The sequence below is a fragment of the Pseudomonas sp. G3-39 genome (assembly GCF_054790485.1).
This window is the reverse complement of sequence record NZ_CP186497.1, coordinates 4,718,747-4,741,523: the sequence shown is the minus strand read 5'-3', so window position 1 is coordinate 4,741,523 and position 22,777 is coordinate 4,718,747. Positions and strand designations below refer to the sequence as shown.

General features: G+C 60.8%; 14 protein-coding genes. 5 read left to right on the top strand and 9 right to left on the bottom strand.

From position 1 onward, the window contains the following. Positions 1 to 60: 60 nt before the first annotated feature. Both ACOYXG_RS21280 and ACOYXG_RS21275 read right to left on the bottom strand, forming a co-directional pair. Positions 61 to 3,174: a transglycosylase domain-containing protein gene (locus tag ACOYXG_RS21280; protein ID WP_097086093.1), complete on the bottom strand. Its 3,114-nt coding sequence runs from the start codon at positions 3,172 to 3,174 to the stop codon at positions 61 to 63. Positions 3,175 to 3,508: 334 nt separating this feature from the next. Further along, positions 3,509 to 3,967 (bottom strand): REP-associated tyrosine transposase, encoded by a 459-nt coding sequence (locus ACOYXG_RS21275; protein WP_460353837.1) that lies wholly within the window; start codon positions 3,965 to 3,967, stop codon positions 3,509 to 3,511. 625 nt (positions 3,968 to 4,592) lie between these two features. Here ACOYXG_RS21275 and ACOYXG_RS21270 point away from each other — a divergent pair. After that, on the top strand, positions 4,593 to 6,011 hold the full coding sequence (locus ACOYXG_RS21270) for an amino acid permease (protein WP_027612097.1): 1,419 nt from the start codon (positions 4,593 to 4,595) through the stop codon (positions 6,009 to 6,011). Positions 6,012 to 6,176: 165 nt separating this feature from the next. Beyond that, entirely contained in the window at positions 6,177 to 7,664 is a 1,488-nt protein-coding gene (locus tag ACOYXG_RS21265) for a glucosyltransferase domain-containing protein (RefSeq protein WP_460353835.1), read from the top strand. A gap of 6 nt (positions 7,665 to 7,670) precedes the next feature. Here the strand turns inward: ACOYXG_RS21265 and ACOYXG_RS21260 are convergent, their stop codons facing one another. Both ACOYXG_RS21260 and ACOYXG_RS21255 read right to left on the bottom strand, forming a co-directional pair. After that, positions 7,671 to 9,290: an FMN-binding glutamate synthase family protein gene (locus ACOYXG_RS21260; protein WP_098965427.1), complete on the bottom strand. Its 1,620-nt coding sequence runs from the start codon at positions 9,288 to 9,290 to the stop codon at positions 7,671 to 7,673. 241 nt (positions 9,291 to 9,531) lie between these two features. Beyond that, positions 9,532 to 10,332, bottom strand: a complete 801-nt coding sequence (locus tag ACOYXG_RS21255) for a helix-turn-helix transcriptional regulator (RefSeq protein ID WP_098965425.1) — start codon at positions 10,330 to 10,332, stop codon at positions 9,532 to 9,534. Positions 10,333 to 10,457: 125 nt separating this feature from the next. On the opposite strand from ACOYXG_RS21255, the gene ACOYXG_RS21250 reads away from it, so the two are divergent. Both ACOYXG_RS21250 and ACOYXG_RS21245 read left to right on the top strand, forming a co-directional pair. Next, on the top strand, positions 10,458 to 11,279 hold the full coding sequence (locus tag ACOYXG_RS21250) for a carbon-nitrogen hydrolase family protein (RefSeq protein WP_460353830.1): 822 nt from the start codon (positions 10,458 to 10,460) through the stop codon (positions 11,277 to 11,279). A 207-nt stretch (positions 11,280 to 11,486) separates the two neighbouring features. Beyond that, positions 11,487 to 12,812, top strand: coding sequence for an APC family permease (locus ACOYXG_RS21245; RefSeq protein WP_097086084.1), 1,326 nt, complete (start codon positions 11,487 to 11,489; stop codon positions 12,810 to 12,812). 6 nt (positions 12,813 to 12,818) lie between these two features. Here the strand turns inward: ACOYXG_RS21245 and ACOYXG_RS21240 are convergent, their stop codons facing one another. Genes ACOYXG_RS21240 through ACOYXG_RS21220 form a run of 5 tightly spaced genes read right to left on the bottom strand, consistent with a single transcriptional unit; the run spans position 12,819 to position 21,159 of the window. After that, a complete protein-coding gene (locus tag ACOYXG_RS21240) occupies positions 12,819 to 14,222 on the bottom strand; it encodes an ATP-binding protein (RefSeq protein WP_097086081.1) in 1,404 nt (467 codons plus the stop codon). Further along, the gene (locus ACOYXG_RS21235; protein WP_096795588.1) at positions 14,219 to 16,033 is read right to left on the bottom strand and encodes a DAHL domain-containing protein; all 1,815 of its coding nucleotides are present in this window, start codon (positions 16,031 to 16,033) and stop codon (positions 14,219 to 14,221) included. The genes ACOYXG_RS21240 and ACOYXG_RS21235 overlap by 4 nt, the downstream gene beginning before the upstream one ends. After that, on the bottom strand, positions 16,030 to 16,983 hold the full coding sequence (locus tag ACOYXG_RS21230; protein WP_460353827.1) for a cytochrome-c peroxidase: 954 nt from the start codon (positions 16,981 to 16,983) through the stop codon (positions 16,030 to 16,032). The genes ACOYXG_RS21235 and ACOYXG_RS21230 overlap by 4 nt, the downstream gene beginning before the upstream one ends. Before the next feature lie 40 nt (positions 16,984 to 17,023). After that, positions 17,024 to 18,898 carry a putative bifunctional diguanylate cyclase/phosphodiesterase gene (locus ACOYXG_RS21225; protein WP_460353824.1) on the bottom strand — a complete coding sequence of 625 codons (1,875 nt, stop codon included), beginning with the start codon at positions 18,896 to 18,898 and terminating at the stop codon, positions 17,024 to 17,026. Then, complete coding sequence (locus tag ACOYXG_RS21220) at positions 18,895 to 21,159, bottom strand: GGDEF/EAL domain-containing response regulator (RefSeq protein ID WP_333988598.1); 2,265 nt, start codon at positions 21,157 to 21,159, stop codon at positions 18,895 to 18,897. The genes ACOYXG_RS21225 and ACOYXG_RS21220 overlap by 4 nt, the downstream gene beginning before the upstream one ends. A 241-nt stretch (positions 21,160 to 21,400) precedes the next feature. On the opposite strand from ACOYXG_RS21220, the gene ACOYXG_RS21215 reads away from it, so the two are divergent. Further along, positions 21,401 to 22,762, top strand: a complete 1,362-nt coding sequence (locus ACOYXG_RS21215; RefSeq protein WP_460353820.1) for an HD domain-containing phosphohydrolase — start codon at positions 21,401 to 21,403, stop codon at positions 22,760 to 22,762. The last annotated feature ends 15 nt before the right edge of the window (positions 22,763 to 22,777 follow it).

Sequence of the window (22,777 nt, the reverse complement as noted above, 5' to 3'; positions counted from 1 at the left end):
CTTCGAAAAACACGGAGTGAAAAATACACAGTTACCACCACGCCACGCTGCTTTCGTGGCTTAGCGGGCGGCGGTGACCTCCGGCGCCTGGCACATCGTGTGTGTGCCCGGTTGCAGGTACGGCGAAAGGATCGGCGCCATGCCCTTGAGCACTTGCACCGGCAGCGCCGAGGTGAACTTGAAGTTCTCCGCCGAGCGCCCAGGGACGAACGCGGTGAGCGTACCGAAGTGGTTGTTGCCGATGTAGAACACGAAGGTCGCGGTACGGTTGATCGACTTCGAACTGAGGATCCGCCCGCCGGAGCCGATGGCTTCGATGCGGTTGTCGCCGGTGCCGGTCTTGCCGCCCATCACCAGCGGGGTGCCGTCGGCGGTTTTGAAACTGCCGGACACCCGTTTCGCCGTACCCGAGTCCACCACTTGTGAAAGAGCCTCGCGCATCGCTGTGGCGACCTCCGATGGCATCACCCGTTTGCCCACATGCGGGTCGTTGGTCAGACGCGTTTCATACGGGGTGTCTGCAGCAAAGTGCAGGCTGTCGATGCGCAGGGTCGGCATGCGCACGCCGTCGTTGAGGATGGTGCCGATCAGTTCGGCGAGCGCCGCCGGGCGGTCGCCGGAGCTGCCGATGGCGGTGGCCAGCGACGGCACCAGATGGTCGAACGGATAGCCGACTTTCTGCCAGCGCTGGTGGATTTCCAGGAACGCTTCGATCTCGAGCATGGTGCGGATGCGGCTGTCGCGGGCGCCCTTGTGCTTGCTCTTGAACAGCCAGCTATAGACTTCCTGACGCTCGAACTGGCTGGCCTTGACCACCTGGCTGAAGGTGGCGTCCGGGTTGTGCAGCAGATAGCCCATCAACCACAGGTCCAGTGGGTGGACCTTGGCGATGAAGCCCTGATCCGGCAGATCGTAGGTGCCCGGGCCGTAGGCGTCGTACAACCGGATCAGGCGATCGTCGGTGAGTTTCTCGGTGAGCTTGGCGCCTTTGAGGTGTGCGCGGACGAAGCTGTTGAAATCTTCCTGACTGGCATTGGGCAGCAGATAACGATGCACGGCGGCCATGCGGATCGGGGTCGGGCGCATGCTGTCGAGGAAGGTGTCGAGGCGCGCCTGGGTGTCCTTGTTCTTGTACTTCTTCCAGAACTTGAGCAGGAACGAGGTGCCTTCGCGGTCAGCGAAACTGGCCAGGTATTCCTGACGTCGCGGATCGCGGTCGTCCTTGAGCAGTTCGGCGCTGCTGTTGGGGCCGGAGTAGGTGACGTAGCGCACCACGTCGCGCATCAGGCGAATGAATGGCAGGTTGATCGACTCGCGCAGCGCATCGCGCAGAGTCGGCAGGCGGCCGTTGTCTTCCTTGCGAAAGTTGTGGAACACATGCAGGCCGCCACCGGTGAAAAACGCCTCGCCGGGGCTGGCCGAATATTTGCGGTCGAGCGCGGCGCCGAGCATTTTCGACAGATCGTGATCCTTGTTCTGGATCAGGTAATCGATCACCCACTGGCTGAGGCGGTCCTGATCCGGCACTTCGACTTTCTTCAGTTCCGGCACGCTCATGGCGCCGTACTTGTCGTGCAGTTCGGAGATGATCTGCAGGTAGGTAGTCAGCACGCGCATCTTCGCCGTTGAGCCGAGCTCCAGCTTGCTGCCCTCGTTGATGTCGAACGGCTGGTCGGTGCTGTCGGTCTGTACGCGTACTCGCGAGCCGTCCGGGGTCAGTTCGAACAGGGTGAAGCTGTAGCGCACCTGGGTGGTGCTGGTGGGGGTGAGCAGGCGTTCGCCAATCAGGCCGATCTGCCCGGCAAACGTGGGGTCGGCGAGTTTTTTCAGGTAATCGGTAGCCTGGGTCTGCAACTCGCCCTGCAAGGTGCTGGTGGCCGAGAGGTCGAGGCGATCGAGGTCATACAGCGGACGGTTGAGCATACTCGCCAGACGGCTGCGGGCGACGCTGATGCCCTTGTTGGTTTCGATCGGCTGAAGGGTCGGCTGGGTCTGCCAGTCGCGGTAAGTGACCTTGCTCGCCAGTGCGGCATCGGCCAGCGCGCTGTCGATCACGCCGCCCTGTTTGAGCAGGCGCAAGTGGCTGTCGGTGAGGTCGGCGAGTTCTTCGCGGCCTTTGGTCAGGTAATGCGAAGGGCGGCGCTGGGCGATCATCAGCGAGAGCATTTCGCGCAGGGCCAGGCCTTTGTCGGCCATGGTTTTCGCATCGGTGGCCGGGCTGTTCAGCTGTGCATTGGCCTGGTTGAAATCGCTGCCGTACCAGACCCGCAAACCTTCAGCCATGCCGTGTACTTCACCGTGCCCCGGCACAGCGGAAAGCGGCACGCTGTTGAGGTAGTCGCGGATAATGTTCTGCCGCGCGCCGAGGGTTTCCGGGCCGGGCTGATAGGCACGCACGCTGGCGGAAATCATCTGACGGATCTTCTCGGCGCCGGACACCGTCAGGCCATCGGGCGAGTGCCGGTACTTCTCCAGTTGCGTCGCCAGGGTGCTGCCGCCCGCCGATTGCCCCGGCAGATGGAGCAACTTCGCCACTTGCGACCACGCGGCCATGCCGAAGCGCGGCCAGTCCACCGCCGGGTTGGCCAACGGTTGCTTGGGGTCGAGCAGAAAGCGGTTTTCGATGAACAGCAGACTGCTGACCACCACCGGCGGAATCGCCGCAAAACTCGAATACAGCTGCTGCGGGTACTTGTACTGATACAACGGCGCAGCGCGGCAATCGGTGATCGACAGCCCGGCCTGGATCTTTTCCGAATAGGGCACGAACAGGCCTTTGTCGGTGTAGCTCAACAGCGCGGGTGAAAATCGCGTCTGTTCGGTGATCACATAATTGCGCTTGAGCAGGCGTGGCAGGAATTCATCGAGAGAGCTGTAGCCCAGACGCAGATCGAACGGCCCGTTGCCCGGATAGCGGATCGCTTCGCTGGGGCCGGGCTCCAGCTGATATTTGAGCGAGGCGGCGTACTGACTCAGCTCCCGGGACTGGAAACGCGAGGTGCGCATCTCCTTGCTCGCGGCCAGACCCACCACGATGGCGATAATCAGCAGCAATAACCAGAACGCCTTCCAGCCATGCCGGCTGCGGCGTTTTTTTGGGGGGACAGGCGCTTCATCCACACGTTCAGTCGGAACCACGGCTTTACTCGAATCGGTTTGCCACAAAGCGCCCATAGTCGATTGATCCATTCACGCAGATTGATCGGACTTGACTGAAGCTTAGACGGTGGTTGGTGATGGGGAAAAAAAAGTGCGGGGAAGCCATCTGAACAAAACTGAAGTCGCTGGCTGTGGAGGTTATCTGTGGCGAGGGGATTTATCTGTGGTGAGGGGATTTATCCCCGATGGGGCGCGAAGCGGCCCTTGAACAAGGGGCTACGCATTTTAATAGCTGGGCCTGCTGCGCAGTCCATCGGGGATAAATCCCCTCGCCACAGATAAATCCCCTCACCACATTCAAATCTCCTGACCACAGATGAATTGACATGATTTAGTTTCAGTAATGGGCCTAGAGCCAGCAGGCGTCCCAAAGCGGGTAGTCGCCAATCCGCTCCACCAATCCTGCCCGTAGCGGATTGGCGATGATGTAACGGGCGAACGGTTTCAAGTCTTCGCCATCACGGATGGCGCGGTCGTGATAGCCGGTTTGCCACAATCGACCGCGACGACCGGTTTTCCTGTTAACGGCTTGGGTGCAGCGCGCCTTTACCGCGCCAACGATTTTGCCAAGATTGTCGCTTTTCAACTGCATCAACCAATGAAAGTGATCAGGCATGACCACCCAGGCGATGGACTCTACTAAGCCTTGTTCATGGGCGTGGCGAAACTCTGCAACCAATAAACGGCCTGTGCGCCAGTCGGAAAATACGGGGTGGCGGTCATACACCACTGAAGTGACGAAATAGGCTCGGTCTGTTTCGGAATGTCGTCCTAAACGAACACGGTAGGAATTTGGTTTGACTGGCATGTTCGCTCCCTGCGTTCAGTAATCAAGGTCTGAAGGCTAGTGGCGGATTACTTGAGCCGGGTCTGTAAATGCCGTAGGAATTTTCGTTTTTCAGGCGGGGCGGGGAATATTGACGTCACGTGTGGCGAGGGGATTTTTCTCCGATGGGGCGCGAAGCGGCCCTGACCAAGGGTGATCACATTTTAAGAGCTTGGGCCTGCTGCGCAGTCCATCGGGGATAAATCCCCTCACCACAAAAAGCTTTCAACGCAATAGGCCATATGAACTGAGGAGTACCGGTTTAGAGCTCTTTAATCTTCAAGACCACCAAACCAGGGCCATGACGGTGCACCATCATCGTGCAATACTCGCCGGGATTTTTTGTGGTGAATATTCCTACGCATATCAGGTAATATCTCTCCGCAAAGCGGCTTTTTGCCGAGACTTCTAGCTGAATGTTGTCACTTATAGAGTGAAAAGCCCTGTGACAAGCTTTCTATACTGCACGCCCCGCTGATCTTGCAGGCAGGGTCCTGCATGACGTGTCTGCCCACGAAGCAGGCGCGGTGTCGGGAAGCTGAGGCCTATCGGTCGAGGCTTCGACACACGGTGGTCATATCCAATAACAAGACGAGGTTGTATCCCTATGCCAGTCGGCAATCACCTGCCCCATGGCGAGACCGCTCACGGCGGCCCGCTCAAACGCGAACTCGGTGAACGGCATATTCGCCTGATGGCACTCGGTGCCTGTATCGGCGTCGGCCTGTTTCTCGGCTCGGCCAAGGCCATTGAAATGGCCGGCCCGGCGATTATGCTGTCGTACATTCTCGGCGGCCTGGCGATCCTGGTGATCATGCGCGCCCTCGGCGAGATGGCCGTGCACAACCCGGTGGCCGGTTCGTTCAGCCGCTATGCCCAGGACTACCTCGGCCCGCTCGCGGGCTTTCTCACCGGCTGGAACTACTGGTTCCTGTGGCTGGTGACCTGCGTCGCGGAAATCACCGCCGTCGCCGTGTACATGGGCATCTGGTTCCCCGATGTACCGCGCTGGATCTGGGCCCTCGCGGCGTTGATCAGCATGGGCTCGATCAACCTCATCGCGGTAAAAGCCTTCGGTGAATTCGAGTTCTGGTTCGCCCTGATCAAGATCGTCACCATCATCGCCATGGTCATCGGCGGCGTCGGCATCATTGCTTTCGGTTTCGGCAACGATGGCGTGGCGCTGGGGATTTCCAACCTGTGGGCCCACGGCGGCTTCATGCCCAACGGCGTGACCGGTGTGCTGATGTCCCTGCAAATGGTCATGTTCGCCTACCTCGGTGTCGAGATGATCGGCCTGACCGCCGGTGAAGCGAAGAACCCGCAGAAGACCATTCCCGATGCGATCGGCTCGGTGTTCTGGCGCATTCTGCTGTTCTACGTCGGCGCGCTGTTCGTGATCCTGTCGATCTACCCGTGGAACGAAATCGGCACTCAGGGCAGCCCGTTCGTGATGACCTTCGAGCGTCTGGGCATCAAGACCGCCGCCGGCATCATCAACTTCGTGGTGATCACTGCGGCGCTGTCGTCGTGCAACGGCGGCATCTTCAGCACCGGGCGCATGCTCTACAGCCTGGCGCAGAACGGCCAGGCTCCGGCCGGGTTCGCCAAGACCTCCAATGGCGTGCCACGCCGCGCGCTGCTGCTGTCGATTTTCGCGCTGCTGATCGGCGTGCTGCTCAACTACCTGGTGCCGGAGAAAGTCTTCGTCTGGGTGACCTCGATCGCCACCTTCGGCGCGATCTGGACCTGGGTGATGATCCTGCTGGCGCAACTGAAATTCCGCAAAGGCCTGAGCGCCAGCGAACGTGCCGGCCTGAAATACAAGATGTGGTTGTACCCGGTCAGCTCGTACTTCGCGCTGGCGTTCCTGGTGCTGGTGGTCGGCCTGATGGCGTACTTCCCGGACACCCGCGTGGCGCTATATGTGGGGCCGGTGTTCCTGGTGCTGCTGACCGTGTTGTTCTACGTGTTCAAGCTGCAGCCGACTGGTGAAACGCAGGGTGCGGTGCGTTCGGTTTCGTAAGTCGACAGTACGGTGTACACAAGCCCCGGCCCATTGGTCGGGGCTTTTTTCGTGGGCGCTTCAGAAGCTGTAACCGCCGGTCTGAAAGCGCGATAAAAACCTCGAAGCAAGGCTCAAACCTGTATCACTTCGCAATTTCGCGCGGCATTGAAACGGGGCGCGCACATGAGAACGAGCGCATTTCTCCAACGAGAACTCAGTCAGCGTCAGGTCGCGCTGTTTTTCCTGCTGGCTACCGCGTTTTACGTCCTGCCCCTGATCCTCGCCGACTTCCCGTACATCGACGACAACTGGCGCACGCTGGCCGCCGGCAATGCCTGGGCCGGGCAGGGGCGATTGTTTGCCGACTGGTTTTATCAAGCGCTGACATTCACCGGCGCCGCGCCGAACATCTTTCCGTTGCCGCTGTTGCTCGCCGTCGTAGCGATGAGTCTGGCCCTGACGCGCCTGACCTTTCACTACTTTGCAGAACCGACGCTGGCCTGCTGTCTGGTGCCGTTGCCACTCTGGTACAACCCGTTCCTGCTGCAGAACCTGTCCTATCAATACGACGGCCCGATCATGGCCCTGAGCATGGTCGCGGCCATCTACGCCATCACGTTCGAAGGTTCATCGCGGGTGCAGCGCTGGCTGGTGCCGGCGGCGTTGCTGGCGCTGGCGATCGGTCTTTATCAGATCAGCTTCAATGTGTTTCTCGGTCTGTGTTGTGTCGAGTTGATCAGGGCTGTTCAGCGGCGAACGCAGTGGCCGGAGATTCTGCGGATGCTGGGCTGGAAACTCGCACAAGCGGGCCTGGGCATCCTGATCTACAGCGCCACGGCGTACCCTTTCATGGAAACGTTGCGAAAAACGGATCTGTTGAACCTGGACGCCGATCCGCTGTTGCAGATCGGCATCAATTTCGCTCGGGTCCTGGAGAAAGTCGCGCTGCTGTTTCACGGTGGCTACCCGTGGGTTTTCGCTGCGCTGGTGTTGTGTGCGATCGCTGGCTGTGTGCGCCTGATTCAGTACCGCCAGAACCGTTGGTCAACCCTGTTGCTGTGCTTGCTGACGCTGCCAGTGCTGGTCTTGCTGGTGCCGGGGATCACGCTGCTGTTCCGTGATTTCAATGAGGGCGCGCGCACCCTGATGGGCTTCGGCGTGTTGTTGCTGGGGTTGTTCTATCTGTCTCACGTTGCGTTGGCATCCGCGCACCGTCGCTTGCCCTTGCTGCTGATTATTCCGCTGCTGGCGACACTCTCGCTGTCCTTCGCGTATGGCCGGGTGCTGAGCCTGCAGAAAACCTTCGCCAACAGCGCGCTGTACAGCCTGAGCCACGACATCGCCGCCCATCGCGAGTTGCGTGAAGCCAAGCGGATCTATCTCTCGGTGAGCTACTCCGATCGCTGGCTGGTCAGTGCGACCGGTTCATTCAAACGGCTACCGGTTCTGAAGTATTTGCTCAACGTCGACTACTTCATGCTCGCGGAAAATCTGCCGTCAGCAGGCATTACCAACGTGGTCGCCGAACGCGAACGGCGCAATGCCACCCGCGTCGGCTATCAGGGGTTTCCAGCGCTGGTGGACAGCCTGTATTACCGGATTTACCTGATTGGCGATTACGGTTTCATCGTCATGAAAGAGCCGCCGCCTCACCGCCTGCTCAGTTGGTGACGACGCTCAGGCTGCCGCCACTTCCTGCGGCTCAAAGCTGTCCGCCCGCGCCATCTGCCACATCCGCGAATAGAACTCGCCATTCACCTCACCCGTGAGCAATTCCCCCGGTTTCAGAAACACATGCAACTGCGAGAACAGTTTGATCTCGGTCGCCGACATGCGGCGCACCAGGTGCTTGGCCGACAGTTGCGACGGATGCTCAAGGCCTGCGGCGGCGAGCATTTCTGCCAGCGCCTTGAGCGTGTTGCGGTGGAAGTTGTAGACGCGCTGAGCCTTGTCCGGGACGACGAGGGCGCGTTGGCGCAGAGCGTCCTGGGTGGCGACGCCGGTCGGGCATTTGTTGGTGTGGCAGCTTTGCGACTGGATGCAGCCGATGGCGAACATGAAGCCGCGCGCGGAGTTGGCCCAGTCGGCGCCGATGGCCAGCACGCTGGCGATGTCGAAGGCACTGACGATCTTGCCGCTGGCGCCGAGTTTGATCTTGTCGCGCAGATTCAGGCCGACCAGGGTGTTGTGCACAAACAGCAGACCCTCGCGCATCGGTACGCCGATGTGGTCGGTGAACTCCACGGGCGCGGCGCCGGTGCCACCTTCCTTGCCGTCGACCACGATGAAATCCGGCAGGATGCCGGTTTCCAGCATGGCCTTGGCGATGCCCATGAACTCCCACGGATGCCCGAGGCAAAACTTGAAGCCCACCGGTTTGCCGCCGGACAGTTCACGCAGTTGCTGGATGAAATGCATCATTTCGATTGGCGTGGAAAACGCGCTGTGGCGTGACGGCGAGATGCAGTCTTCGCCCATCTGGATACCACGGGTGTCGGCGATTTCCTGGGTGACCTTGTGCTTGGGCAGGATCCCGCCGTGGCCGGGTTTGGCGCCCTGGCTCATCTTGATTTCGATCATCCGCACCTGCGGGTTCTGCGCCTGGGTGGCAAAGCGTTCCGGGTCGAAACGGCCATCGCTGGTGCGGCAGCCGAAGTAGCCGCTGCCCAGTTCCCAAGTCAGGTCGCCGCCGTGTTCGCGGTGATACGGGCTGATGCTGCCTTCGCCGGTATCGTGGGCGAAGTTGCCGAGCTTGGCGCCCTGATTCAGCGCGCGGATGGCGTTGGCGCTGAGCGAGCCGAAGCTCATCGCCGAGATGTTGAACACCGAGGCCGAATACGGCTGGGTGCACTGCGGGCCGCCGACGGTGACGCGGAAACCGCTCGGGTCGCTCAACGGCGCCGGGCGCATCGAGTGGCCGATGAATTCGAAGCCCGATTGATACACGTCGATCAGCGTGCCGAAGGGTTTGTCGGCGCTTTCATTTTTCGCCCGCGAGTACACCAGCGAACGCTGGGCGCGGGAGAAGGGCAGGGCGTCGCTGTCGGATTCCAGCAGGTACTGGCGGATCTCCGGGCGGATGCCTTCGACCAGATAGCGGATGTTGCCCAGGATCGGGTAGTTGCGGCGCACCGCGTGCGGGCTCTGCAGCAGGTCGAACAGACCAAGCAGGCTCAGTACGCCGGTGACGGCGGTGATCGGCCACAGCCAGTCGTGTTCGAGAAAGGGCAGGCTGGCGAGGGTGAAAATCACGCAGACGGCAAAGAAGGCGTAGCGGCTGAGGAGTGACAGGCTCATACGGTTTCCTTGGTTCGGACTCAATGGTTTGCAAACCTGTGGCAGCAGGCGGGCCTGTTGATGAGATTTATTGTGGTGAGGGGATTTATCCCCGATGGGTGGCGAAGCCGCCCCAAAACCATTCACTGCGGTTTAACTGAAAGACCGCATGCATAGACTTGGGGCTGCTGCGCAGCCCATCGGGGATGAATCCCCTCACCACAGAGAATCTGTCGACACAGGAAAGCATTTCCACGCGTTATCAGGCGTTCTGCGCCTGGAGAAAAATCGAAAACAGCTCCGACTGGGATTTGATCCCCAGCTTGCTGTACATATGTTTCTTATGGACTTTCACGGTTTCTACGGAGATTTCCAGCTTACGGGCGATTTCTTTACTGGAGCAACCGCTGAGCATCAAACGCCCGACATCCAGCTCCCGGGCGGTCAGTTGCGCACCCTTGAGTTGTTGCACCGAGGCTTCCAGTTGCACTCGCCAGTCGGCCGCAGCTGGCGCGGCAGCGAGGGCCACGGTCTGGTTGATCTCGTACGGCAGGCGCTGACGCAACAGGCCCAGCACCCACGGCTGGATCAAAGACAGCAAAGCGATCTGTTCGCCAGTGAAACGTTTTTCACTGCCTAGCGACAGGCACAACGTGCGCTCGCCTTCGAGTTGGCAATTGAACTGGATTTCGTCGGCGACCACATTCAGACGAAAGTATCGCTGGTAATACTCGGTCAGCTCGAAATGCTCCGGTGCCACCTCGGACAGGCGGTACAGCCCGGTGCGCGACTGCTCGCGGCAGGCGATGTAGAACGGGTCGAGCAGGTACAACCCGCGCAGATAATCCTGAAACAGCGGGTCGGGACTGCCGTCCTCGCCGGGGCATTCGGCGAACACCTGCGGGTGCTGATCGGCACTGAACAGCAGCACCACCCAACTATCGAACGCCACGTACTGGTCGAGCAGACGCACCAGTTGCGCCCAGAAATTCGGCTTGTCCAGCGCGTCGATCAGTTGCCCGACGGCGCGGTGCCAGGTGATGTCATCAAACGAAACGGTCATGGATCTACCCCTATCGGGTTACCCCGGCCGCGTGATTCCCTGGCCGGTTGCTTGCTGCGCATACTGGCCCACAGACAGCCACCGGGCAATCTTTCAGCGCCCGGGCATGACCATAAGGACTCGCGATGAAAGTCGAACTCGCCCAGCTGGCGGGCCGTGACAAAGACACGGCGTACAACCTCGAACGTGCCCTCGCGGCGATTGCCGCATGCGCCGCCGACACGCAACTGATCGTGTTCCCGGAAACCCACCTGATGGGCTTCCCGAGCGTCGACACCGTGGCGCAGATCGCCGAGCCGCTGGATGGCCCGACCGTCCGCGCCGTGCTGGCCGCCGCCCGCGAGCGCAATATCGCCGTGGTGATCGGCATGGCCGAAAGCGACAACGGGCGCTTCTACAACACCACGCTGCTGATCACCCCGGAAGGCATCGCGCTGAAATATCGCAAAACCCACCTCTGGGCGTCGGATCGCGGCGTGTTCGAGGCGGGCGACCGCTATGCCACTTGCGAGTGGAACGGCGTGCGCGCCGGCCTGCTGATCTGCTACGACATCGAGTTTCCCGAATCCGCCCGCGCACTGGCGCAACTGGGTGCCGAATTGCTGATCGTGACCAACGGCAACATGGACCCGTACGCCCCGACTCACCGTACCGCGATCATGGCCCGCGCCCAGGAAAACCAGGCGTTTGCGCTGATGGTCAACCGCGTCGAGGCCGGGGATGACGGTTTGATGTTTGCCGGCGGCAGTGCGCTGGTGGATCCGTTGGGGGAATTGCTGTTCGAAGCGGGGCGGGAAGAGGGGCAGTTCAGCGTCGAGCTGGATTTCGACCGGTTGGTGATTGCGCGCAAGGATTACCGCTACCTGGATGATCAGCGTTTGAAACTGCCGGGGGAGGTGGTGGAGCACGCTTCTGGATTGCGTGAGTTGCTGATTCCTGCGCGCTGATCCGGGTTCTGTGTCGGTCGGGCTGACGCCTTCGCGAGCAAGCCCGCTCCCACAGGGGAATGCGGTCACTGTGGGAGCGGGCTTGCTCGCGAAGAGGCCAGTCCAGACAACACACCTGCTTGATCCAAAAAACAACAAAGCCACACCCGAAATATTCGCCGAACTCGGCTCTGCCATAAATCCAATAACATTCGGAGTAAGTCGCCCATGGCTCGTTTGCAACGCACCCTTTCATTAGGGTCGGTGGTGCTGTTCGGCATCGCCTACATGACGCCGATCATTGTCCTCGGCACTTTCGGCATCCTCGCGCAATCCACCGCCGGCATGGTCCCGGCCGCGTATCTGGCGGCACTGGTGGCGATGTTCTTCACCGCCATGAGCTACGGGCGCATGGCCGCCGCGTTCCCGGTCGCCGGTTCCGCTTACAGCTACGTGCGCAAGGCGATCAGCCCCAAGCTCGGCTTCATCGCCGGTTGGGCGGTGCTGCTCGATTACCTGTTTTTGCCGATGGCGATCTGGCTGATCGGCGCGGCGTACCTCGCTTCGGCCTTCCCGTCGATCCCGCAGTGGATCTGGGTACTGGCGTTCATCGGCATCACCAGCGCGATCAACATCATCGGTCTGAAACTGGCCAACGGCATCAACGCCTTGCTGATGCTGGTGCAATTTCTGGTGCTGATCGCTTTCGTCGCGTTGTGCGTGCACTACGTCGGCGGCGATGCGCGCACGCCGTTGTGGTCGATCAAACCGTTCTTCAATGGCGACATGCAGATGCCGCTGATCATGAGTGGCGCGGCTATCGCCTGTTATTCGTTCCTCGGTTTCGACGCGGTCAGCACGCTGACCGAAGAGACCCGCGACCCACGCCGCACCATTCCACGGGCGATCATGTTGATCACGCTGATCGGCGGGCTGATCTTCGTCGGGGTGTCGTACTTTGTGCAGATCGCCCACCCGTCATTCCAGTTCGACAGCGTCGATTCGGCGGCCTATGAAATTGCGCGCAACATCGGCGGCGATCTGTTCGTCTCGATCTTCCTCATTGGCTTGATCGTCGGCCAGTTCGCCTCGGGGTTGTCGGCCCAGGCCAGCGGTTCGCGTCTGCTGTTTGCGATGGGCCGCGACGGCGTGTTGCCCAAGTCGTTTTTCGGCACCTTGCATGCGCGCTTCGGCACACCGGTCAACAGCATCCTGCTGTGTGCAGTGGTGGCGTTGCTGGCGCTGAAACTCGACGTGACCACGTCCACTTCGTTCATCAACTTCGGCGCGTTCCTGGCGTTCAGTCTGGTCAACCTGTCGGTGATCTTTCATTACTGGATCGGCGGCGAGAAAAAGGGCCCGCGTGAGCTGGTGCTGTTTCTGCTCTTCCCGTTCATCGGGTTGGTGGCGGACTTGTGGCTGATGGTCAGCCTGGATCACCTGGCGGTGTATCTGGGCCTGAGCTGGCTGGCGATTGGCGTGGTGTATCTGGCGGTGCTCACGGGCGGCTTTCGTCGTCAGCCGCCGGAGATGGATTTTCAGGAAGCGACCTGAGACACCTCAGGCTGCGGGTCGGCTCTGGCGCATCGGTAACTCGACGCGAAAGGTTGTGCCCACGCCTGGTTCGCTGCGGACCGAAATGTCGCCACCGTGTTTTTTCACGATGCCGTAGGACAGGGACAGGCCCAGCCCGGTGCCCTGACCGACCGGTTTGGTGGTGAAAAACGGATCGAAGATTTTCTGCAGGATGTCCGGCGCGATTCCCGCGCCGGTATCCGCGACTTCCACCCAGGCCGTGTCCTGCTGCTGCCCGGTACGCAAAGTAATGGTGCCGCGCTCGGGCCCCATGGCCTGCGCCGCGTTGACCACCAGGTTCATGATCACCTGATTGATTTGCGAGGGCAGGCACTCGATGTCCGGCAACGGTTGATATTCCTTGATCACATCGGCCTTGTACTTGAGTTCGCTGGCGACGATGTTCAGCGTCGAGTCGATGCCTTGTTGCAGATTGGCCCACTGCCATTGCTGATGGGTATCGACCCGGGAGAAATCCTTCAGATCCTTGACGATCTGTCCGACCCGGCCAATGCCTTCCTTGGATTCGCGGATCAACACCGGAATGTCTTCGAGCAGAAAATCCAGATCGGCGTCTTTGCGCAGTTGTTCAAGTCGGGCCACGGATTCGCTGTCCGGCGTGGGGCCCAGCGTCTGCCAGGCATCGAGTACGCTCAACAATTGGTTGAAGTAGCCGTCGAGGGTGCCGAGGTTGGAGGAGATGAAGCCGATCGGGTTATTGATTTCATGGGCCACGCCGGCCGCCATTTGCCCCAATGAAGCAAGCTTTTCCGACTGCACCAACTGACTTTCCAGTTGCTTGCGTTCATCTATTTCGCGCTGCAGTTCTTCGCTGGCCTGCTTGAACTGCGCGGTACGCTGGTCGACCAGATGTTCCAGATGATGCATCTGCAACGAGGCGCGTTCGGTCATCTGCCATTTGGTCAGCAGGGTGTTGGCCATCTGCTGCACTTCGATGTTGTCGAACGGCTTTTTCAGGATCAGCAATCGGTCATGCGCTTGCAGACGTTCGAGCAGTTCATCCCAGGAATAATCCGAGTAGGCGGTACACACCACCACCTGCAACTGCGGATCCTGCTGCCACAGGTGTTCGATGGTTTTCGCGCCGTCCCAGCCGTCGGGCATGCGCATGTCGACGAAGGCCAGCGCGTAAGGGCGTTGTTCCTGCAAGGCCTGCATCAGTTTGCCCAGACCTTCCTCGCCGCCGTAGGCCGAGTCCAGCTCGAACGGCGGACGTTCGGCGCGAATCTGAGCGCCAAACAGTGCTGCTTCCATCTCATCCAGCTCCACTGACTGTGCTGCCGGTGGCGCGAGGATCTTGCGGAAGTCTTCATGAATCGACGGCATGTCATCGATCAGCAGAATGCGGCGGTTCGACAGCTCGCTCATGCGTTCTCCGTGACGCTGATCAGGGGGATCTGCAAGGTGAACAGCGCGCCTTTGCCCGGTCCGTCGCTGTGCGCGGTGAGGTGCCCGTTCATCTCGATGGCCGCCAGCGCGCAGCTGTGCAGACCGAAGCCGTGACCTTCCTTGCGGGTGGTGAAACCGTGGGCAAAGATCCGCGTCATGTTTTCCGGCGCGATGCCTTCGCCGTCGTCCCTGACGCTGATTTCGAGGAAGTTGTCATCGACGATTCTTACCGCCAGGGTCATGGTGCGGGGGCGGTTGCTGAGGTCAGACATGGCGTATTTGGCATTGCTGATGAGGTTGATCAGGATCAGCAGCAAACGGTGTTTGTCGCCCATCACCTGCGGCACCTCGGCGTACTCCTTGACCACCGTGACGTGATGCCGGGTCAGGGCCCCGGCGTTCATGCGCAACGCATCTTCGAGCAGCTCGTTGATAAACAGCGGCTCGGTCATGCTGTTGGCGCCGGCGTAGGATTGCTGGGTGGCGACGATGTCCTTGATGTGATCGACGCTTTTGTTCATCTGGTTCAATTCGTCGATCATTTCCTGCTGTTCCTGGGCGATGGCTCCGACCAACTGGTTGAGATAACCGGGGAGCAATTTGCCCTTGGCGTCTTCGCTGAGAAAGGCGCCGAGGTCGTGCGGGTGCTCGTTGATCAGCTGCATCGCCTTGCCCAGGCCCTGGGTCTTGCTGCTGCGCAGCTTGCGCGCGATCAGATCGCTGGAAATGTTCACGCTGTTGAGCACGTTGCCGACGTTGTGCAGCACGTTGGTGGCGATTTCCGCCATGCCGGCCTGACGTGCAGCGTCGAGCAGCTCGCTCTGGGCGTTCTTGAGTTCCCGGGTGCGCTCCTCGACGCGTTGCTCCAGTGCATCGTTGGCGGTTTGCAGGGCCGTATTGACCCGATTGATCTCGGCGAAACTGCCGATCAGGCGGATGGCCAGCCACACCAGCGACAACATCAGCAGCACCGAGAACAGCAGCAGATAGAAGTGGTATTGGCGGTCGACCTGATCGACGCGCTGTTGATCGCGATCGAGCATGGTGGTGAGGGTGTCCAGGCGCTCGGCCACGGGAATGTTTTCGATGCTTTCGAGCAACTGATTGACCAGTGGCTGCTCGCGAGCGATCAGGCTGATGTGATTGCTCATGATCTTGATCGGGGCTTCAAACGCCGGCGGAAGGCGTTGGGCGTTGACCTTCAGTTTGTTCAGGCCGACCTCGATGTCGGCGGCCCTGTCGTCGGAGGTGACCTGGGCGAATTCCAAGGCGCTGAGCAGCAGGTCATAGGTGTCGGTGGTGATGTTCTGCAGCTGTAATTTATCCAGGTCCGCCAGGTTGGCGAGCTGCTCTTGGATGTCGTCTTCGGCGGTGGGCAAAAACGCCAGGGAATTGCGCAGCAGCGCGTTGTGCGATTTGAACTGTTCGACCAGACGGGTTTTCTCCTGCATCGCCTGCAGAAAACCCTCGTGAGCTTCGTTCCATTGCGCCGAGTCGCTGCGACCATGCCCGGATTCGATTGCGTCGAAGCGCGCCCACAGCCGGTTCATCTCGTTCATCGGTGACACCAACGGATCGTAGTTGTGGGTCAGTGCCACCCTGGCCTTGAGGATCTCGTTTTCCCACAGTGAGTTCTGCTGTTTGATCTGCCGGATCAGATCCCGCGACTCGGTGTACGTCATGGTCTGGTCGGAGCTGGACTTGAAGTACAGAAACAGCAGGATCGAGGCCAGTGCCAGGGCGACCAGGGTCAGCAACAGCAGACTGCGTCGCCGCGAGATGTTGATCATGGTTTGTCTTCCCGTTGGCCGGTCAGGGTTGTGAGAAACAGCATGATCAGCCGTTTGTCCTCTTCGCTGGGCATGCGCCCCAACTGATACTGGAACATCACATCCACGGCCCGTTCGAGGGTGGGCGCCGAGCCGTCGTGGAAATACGGTGCGGTGATCGCGACATTGCGCAGGCTCGGCACCTTGAACACCGCCCGGTCGACTTCGTCGCCGGTCACGTTGAAACGACCCTGATCGGCCACGGTCGGGTTGCCGCGATCGGCAATGTAATCACCGAACACGCCGAATTTCTGGAACATGTTGCCGCCGATGTTCACCCCCTGATGGCAGGCGATACAGCCGTACTCCTTGAAGCGCTGATAACCGTATTTTTCGTCCAGCGTGAGGATGTCGGTATTGCCCAGCAGGTACTGATCGAAGCGTGAGTCGGGGGTCAGCAAGGTACGTTCGAAACTGGCCAGCGCCTGCTGGATGTTGGTCTTGGTCACGCCGTCCGGGTAGGTGGCGGCGAAATCGCGGCGGTAATCGGCGTCGTTGGCGATCCGCTCGACGACCGTGCTCCAGTCGCTGCCCATTTCATGGGGGCTGGTGATGACGACATTGCTCTGTTCTTCCAGCGTCTCGACGCGGCCGTCCCAGAACTGGCGGAAATTGAGGCTGGCGTTGAACACGGTCGGTGTGTTGACCGCCACCGGTTTGCCGTCGAACCCCAGCGAGAGCGACCGGCTGTCGGCACCGTTCTTGTCCAGTTGGTGGCAACTGGCACAGGACAGTGTGTTGTTGATCGACAAGCGTGGCTCGTGGAATAACCGACGTCCCAGTTCCACGCGCCGGGCGTCCTGCTGTGGCACGGCGGGCAACGGTTTGAGCGGCTCGTCCAGCGGGTCGGCACTGGCCCCGGCGCAGAGTCCGCACAGCAGCAGCGCCATGGCGTGACGGAACAGGTTCATCGGCAATCGTCTCCTTGACTCAAGGCCGGTATCGAGGCGTTCATCGCGCTGTCCACGGTGGCGGGGCTGCGCTGGCCAGCCAGTGCGCAAAGTCGTCAGCCGGTAATGCCTTGCTGAAAAAGTAGCCCTGACCTTCTTCGCAGTCGTGGGCCTTGAGGAACGCCAGTTGCTCGGCGGTTTCGATGCCTTCGGCGATGACGTTGAGCCCCAGACTCCTGCCCAGGCTGATGATGGCGCTGACCAGTGCCGCATCGTTGCTGTCGTTGCACAGACCGCGAATGAACGATTGGTCGATCTTCAGCACATCAATCGGAAACCGGCGCAGGTAACTCAGGCTGGAATAGCCGGTGCCGAAGTCATCGATGGCCAGGCGGGTACCCAGCGCCTTCAAACGATTGAGCGCTGCCATCGTTGTTTCGACGTTCTGCATCAGCACACCTTCGGTGATCTCGATCTCCAGCCAGTCAGGGGCCAGGCCTGTCTGCTCAAGCACGCGTTCGACGCCCGTAACGAAGTCACGCTGGCGAAAATCGATGGGCGACATGTTCACCGATATGCGGATCGGCGGCAGACCGGCTGTTTGCCAGGCGCGGGTCTGGCGACAGGCTTCGCCCAGTACCCATTTGCTCAGGGGAACGATCAGCCCCGTGTCTTCGGCCACTGGAATGAACTGCGCCGGGTAGATCCAGCCGTGTCCCGGTTTCTGCCAGCGTATCAGCGCTTCGGCGCCGACCACGGTGCCGCTGCGCAGGTCGATTTTCGGCTGATAGTGCAGGACAAACTCGTGCTCGTGCAGAGCGCGGCGAATGCCCGACTCGATGCTGTGCTGCTCGCGGGCGTGCTGGTTCATGGCTTCGATGAAGAAGCCAACGCTGTCAGGGCCGTGTTCCTTGACGTTGCGCATCGCCGTCTCGGCTTTCTTGATCAGCTCGATGGCTTCGAGGCCGTCATCGGGGTACACGCTGATGCCGACGCTGGCGGTGACGCTGACGTCATGCCCGGCTATCGTCTGCGGCAGACGAATGGCAGCCAGCAGTTTTTCCGCGACGCCGTGGGTTTGCTGGGGATGGTTGATGTCGCCGAGGATCACCACGAACTCGTCCGAGCCATAGCGAAACACCGAGTCGGAATCACGCACGCATGACAGCAGTTGGCGGGCGGTGCGTTTGAGCATTTCATCGCCCGCCGGATGGCCCAGCGCATTGTTGATGCGCTTGAAGCGATCCAGGCCGAGAAACATCACCACCAGTTGCTTGTCATGGCGCCGGCAGACAGCCATGGCCTGGCTCAGGCGATCACCCAGCAGGGTGCTGTTGGGCAGCTCCGTGAGGCTGTCGTATTGCAACAGATGCGAGACCTTGAGCAATTCGTGAACCCGCGCCTCGATGGTCTGCTCAAGGCTGAGCATCTTCAGCGCCGCGTCCTGCGCCAGTTGCCATTTCCAGGTCAGGGCGTTGGCCATCTGACGGATTTCCAGACTGTCGAACGGCTTTTTCAGGATCAGCAACTGGTCGCCGAATTCCAGCCGTTCGGCCATCGCCTCCCAGCTGTAGTCGCTGTACGCGGTGCACAGGGCAACCTGCAGATTTGGATCGACACGCCATAGCTGTTCGATGGTTTCCAGGCCATCCCAGCCCGGTGGCATGCGCATGTCGATGAAGGCGAGGGCATACGGACTGCCATGGCTCAGCGCCTGTTTGACCAGGGCCAGGGCTTCCTGGCCCTGATAGGCGGAGTCGAGCTGGAAGGTCAGGTGCGGCGATTGGCGGGTACCGAACAGCGTCTGTTCCAACTGATGCAAGTCGACGTCGTCCTGCGCCTGCGGGGCCAGAATCTTGCGAAAGTCTTCATGAATCGCTGGCGTGTCATCGATGATCAGGATGCGCCGGTTGGTCTGGGGGAAGGCCGTTTTCATGCCTCATCCTCCTTGGGGGAGGGCGCCGCGCGGGGCACGTCCCGGAGCAACCGGCCCGCCTGTTCGGCGCTGACCGCTTCGCTGAAATACAACCCCTGTGCGCTGGGCAGCGGTGCTTCGGCACGGGGAACATCAGGTCGATTCAGGGGTGTCTGGCCTTCTGCGATGATGCCGATGTCCAGATCCCGGGCGAAATTGACGATCGCTCGCAGGGCGTTGGCTCCGGCCGCATCCTGGGACGCGCTGGCGATAAAGCCCTGGGCCAGTTTGAGGTGATTGACCCGGTAGGTTTTCAGGTAATCGAACGAGGAATATTCGGTGCCGAAATCATCGATGGCAATCGCCACGCCCAGCTCACGCAGGCGCGGCAATGCATCGTTGTGGGTCCACTTGGTCTGGGCCAGCGTGGCTTCGGTGACATCGAATCGCAGGTCCCAGGGGGCGAGTTCCCAGCGTGCGGTGGTGCGCAGAACGTCGTAGATCAGTTCGGGGCCACTTTTGAGCTGTGCCAGGGAAATCTTGATCGCCATCACTGGCGGGGCGACTCCGTCATTTCGCCACAGGTGCATCTGGTGGCAGGCGTGATTCAGTACCCAGCGCCCGAGCGGAATGATCGCGCCGGTTTTCTCCGCTATCGGTACGAAAGCGGAGGCCGGCAGCAGGCCGAGGCGCGGATGTTGCCAGAGGATTTGCGCCTCCATGCCCAGGATCCTGCCGCTGTGCAGGTCAATCTCCGGTGCGTAATGCAGCAACAGTTGATTGCCCTGAAGGGCGCTGGTCAATTCGTCGACCAGGGTCATGCGTTCGGCCACTTCCCGCGAGATGTCCTCGGAGTGGAAGTGATACTGATTGCGCCCCATTTCCTTGGCGCGGTACAGCGCCATGTCGGCCTGCCCGAGCAGGCTGTCGGCGTCGAGACTGAGCTCGCTGTAACTGCTGATGCCGATGCTCACCGAAATGTGCAACGCATTGCCGGCCAGGTTGTAGGGCGCCAGCAGCGTGTCGCGGATATTGGCCGCCATGGCGGCTGATTGGGTCGGATCGCTGACGTCCAGTTGCAGGATCGCGAATTCATCGCCGCCCAGGCGCGCCACCACGTCGCTTTCGCGCACGCCTGATTTGATGCGGCGGGCGACTTCCTGCAGCAGCAGATCGCCCACCGGGTGGCCCAAGGTGTCGTTGATCCGTTTGAAGTGGTCCAGATCCAGGTAAAACACCGCAAACGGCGCGGCCCCCCGACGCGCGGCGGCGAAGGCCTGATGCAGGCGTTCGATCAGCGTGGCGCGATTGGCCAGGCCTGTCAGGCCGTCGGAGCGCGCCAGTAACGCCAGTTTTTCCTCGGCCACGCGGCGCTCGGTGATGTCGAGGATGATGCCTTCGACTTCCAGCAGACGGCCGTCATCATCGCGCACCGGGATGTAGCGGTTTTCCACCCAGCGCCAGGTGCCCTGGCCGGTGCGCATCCGGAACTCGATCGAAGCGCCTGACGCATGCCGATCCAGCACCCGGGCCATGGCGGCATCGACGCTGGCCTGATCGTCCGGATGAATCAGTTCCTGCGCCCAGTTGGGCGAGCGCAGCAGGTCGGCGGCGACATGGCCGTAGCGGGTGATGTTGTGGGAGATGTACATCAGGGCAAACGACGGATCGCCGCGCAGCCGGTACAGGATGGTCGGGCTGTTCTGCACAATCATGTTGGCGTCGGACAGCTCGCGGGTGCGCTCCTGAACCGCCTGTTCCAGCTGGTTCATTTTCAGCTCGGCGTCTTCGGTCATCTGCCATTTGACCGTGAGCGCGCTGGCCATCTGCCGGATCTCGATCGCGTCGAACGGCTTTTTCAGAATCAGCAAGCGGTCATTCAGTGCCAGACGCTGGTCGATGTCTTCCCAGGAATAGTCGGAATACGCCGTGCACAGCGCGACTTGCAGCTTGGGGTCGACTTGCCACAGCCGTTCGATGGTCTCCAGGCCATCCCAGCCTGGCGGCATGCGCATGTCGATGAACGCCATGGCGTAGGGGCGGTTTTCAGCCAGCGCGGCTTCGAGTTTTTCCAGCGCTTCGCGGCCCTGAAAGGCCGAGTCCAGCTCGAAATGCTGGGACGGTGTCGCGGACGGGGTGCCAAACAACAGATTCTCGGTTTCGCCCAGGCCGTCGTCAGCGGGGACGAGCGGGCAGAGAATCTTGGCGAAATCGCCATGAATCGACGGGCTGTCGTCGACGATAAGCACCCGACGATTGATCTGCGCTGCTGGCTGGTTCATGCCGCGCCGCCCATGAGGCCGCTGGCGGGTGTCATCCGGGGCATCCTTTTCCCTCGCAACTTGTCGGTTCGACCGATGGAGTATTGCGCCGTGTTCAGCATAGTCGTCCCGGCGCGACGCCGTGGCCTGTGAGCGAAGATTTGCGTGAATGCAGTCAAAAATCATCTAGCCTTGGACTCAGGCGCGGGCCAGTGAGGCGGTCGGTCGATGTGTCGTTAACCCTGTTTCTTGAGGCCAAGCCATGGAAGAGCAATCTGCCCCGTTGCCGGTACATCGACCCAAGGTGTTGCTGGTCGATGATGAGGAATCGATCCTCAACAGCCTGCGCCGCCTGCTGCGGGGCCAACCCTATGACGTCCTGTTGGCGACCAGCGGTGCCCAGGCGCTGGAGATGCTGGAGCAGCAGCCCGTGGACCTGGTGATGAGTGATGCGCGTATGCCGAACATGGATGGCGCCTCGTTACTGGCGCATGTCCGCCAACGCTATCCGGCGACCGTGCGCATCATGCTCACCGGTTATGCCGACCCCTCGGCAATCATCAAGGCGATCAACGACGGGCAGATTCACCGCTACATCAGCAAACCGTGGAATGACGAGGAGTTGCTGCTGATCCTGCGCCAGGCCCTCGAACATCAGCATTCCGAGCAGGAGCGCCAACGTCTGGAGCGCCTGACCCGGGTGCAGAACGACCAGCTCAAGTTGCTCAACAGCACGTTGGAAAAGCACGTCGCGGCGCGTACCGCCGAGTTGCAGCAGACCGCCGACATGCTCGATCTGGCCTACGAAGAGCTCAAACACAGCTACGTCACCGGCACCGAAGTGTTCTCGCTGCTGGCCAATCTGCGTCTGCCACCTGCCAAGCAGACCAACCGGCAGATCATCGAACTGGTGCGCAGCTACTGCAAACAGCACGCTCTGGACGAGGCCACCAGCCGCGATCTGACCATGGCCGCCGCGCTGTACAACATCGGCAAGCTGAGCTGGAGCGACGGCATGATGACCACGCCTTCGGACTTGCTGCGCCATACCGATCGCGAGCGTTATCGCAGCTACCCCAAGCAGAGCGAATCGCTGTTGATGACGCTGGACCCGATGAAGGACGCGGCGCGCCTGATCCTGCATCACCAGGAGCGCTGGGACGGCAGCGGGTTTCCTGATCGGCTCAAGGGTGAGGCGATTCCGTTGGGGTCGCGGTTGCTGAAACTGGCAGTGGATTTCGTCGAACTGCAACGCGGCCTGATCCTCGAACGGCATTTGAACAGCGACGAAGCGCTGCTGTACCTGCGGCAGTACGCCGGGCGTTTGTACGATCCTGAGCTGGTCGAGGATTTCGTTCAGGTGTGCGCGGCATTTCTGGGCGACGTCACCCTGGCCGACCCGGCGGTCAAGGCGCTGACCACCCGGGACCTGGCGGCGGGAATGATTCTGGCGCGTAATCTCAATGCCGATAACGGCATGCTGCTGCTCAACGCCGGCAAGGTGCTCAGCGCACTGCTGGTGGAAAAGCTGATTGCCTTCGAAGCCATGGAGGGCGGCAAATACAGGATTTTCGTCAAGGTGCCCGAGGAGGATGACACCGCACTCAAGGCTCAGGGGGAGTGACCTGTGAGGTGACTG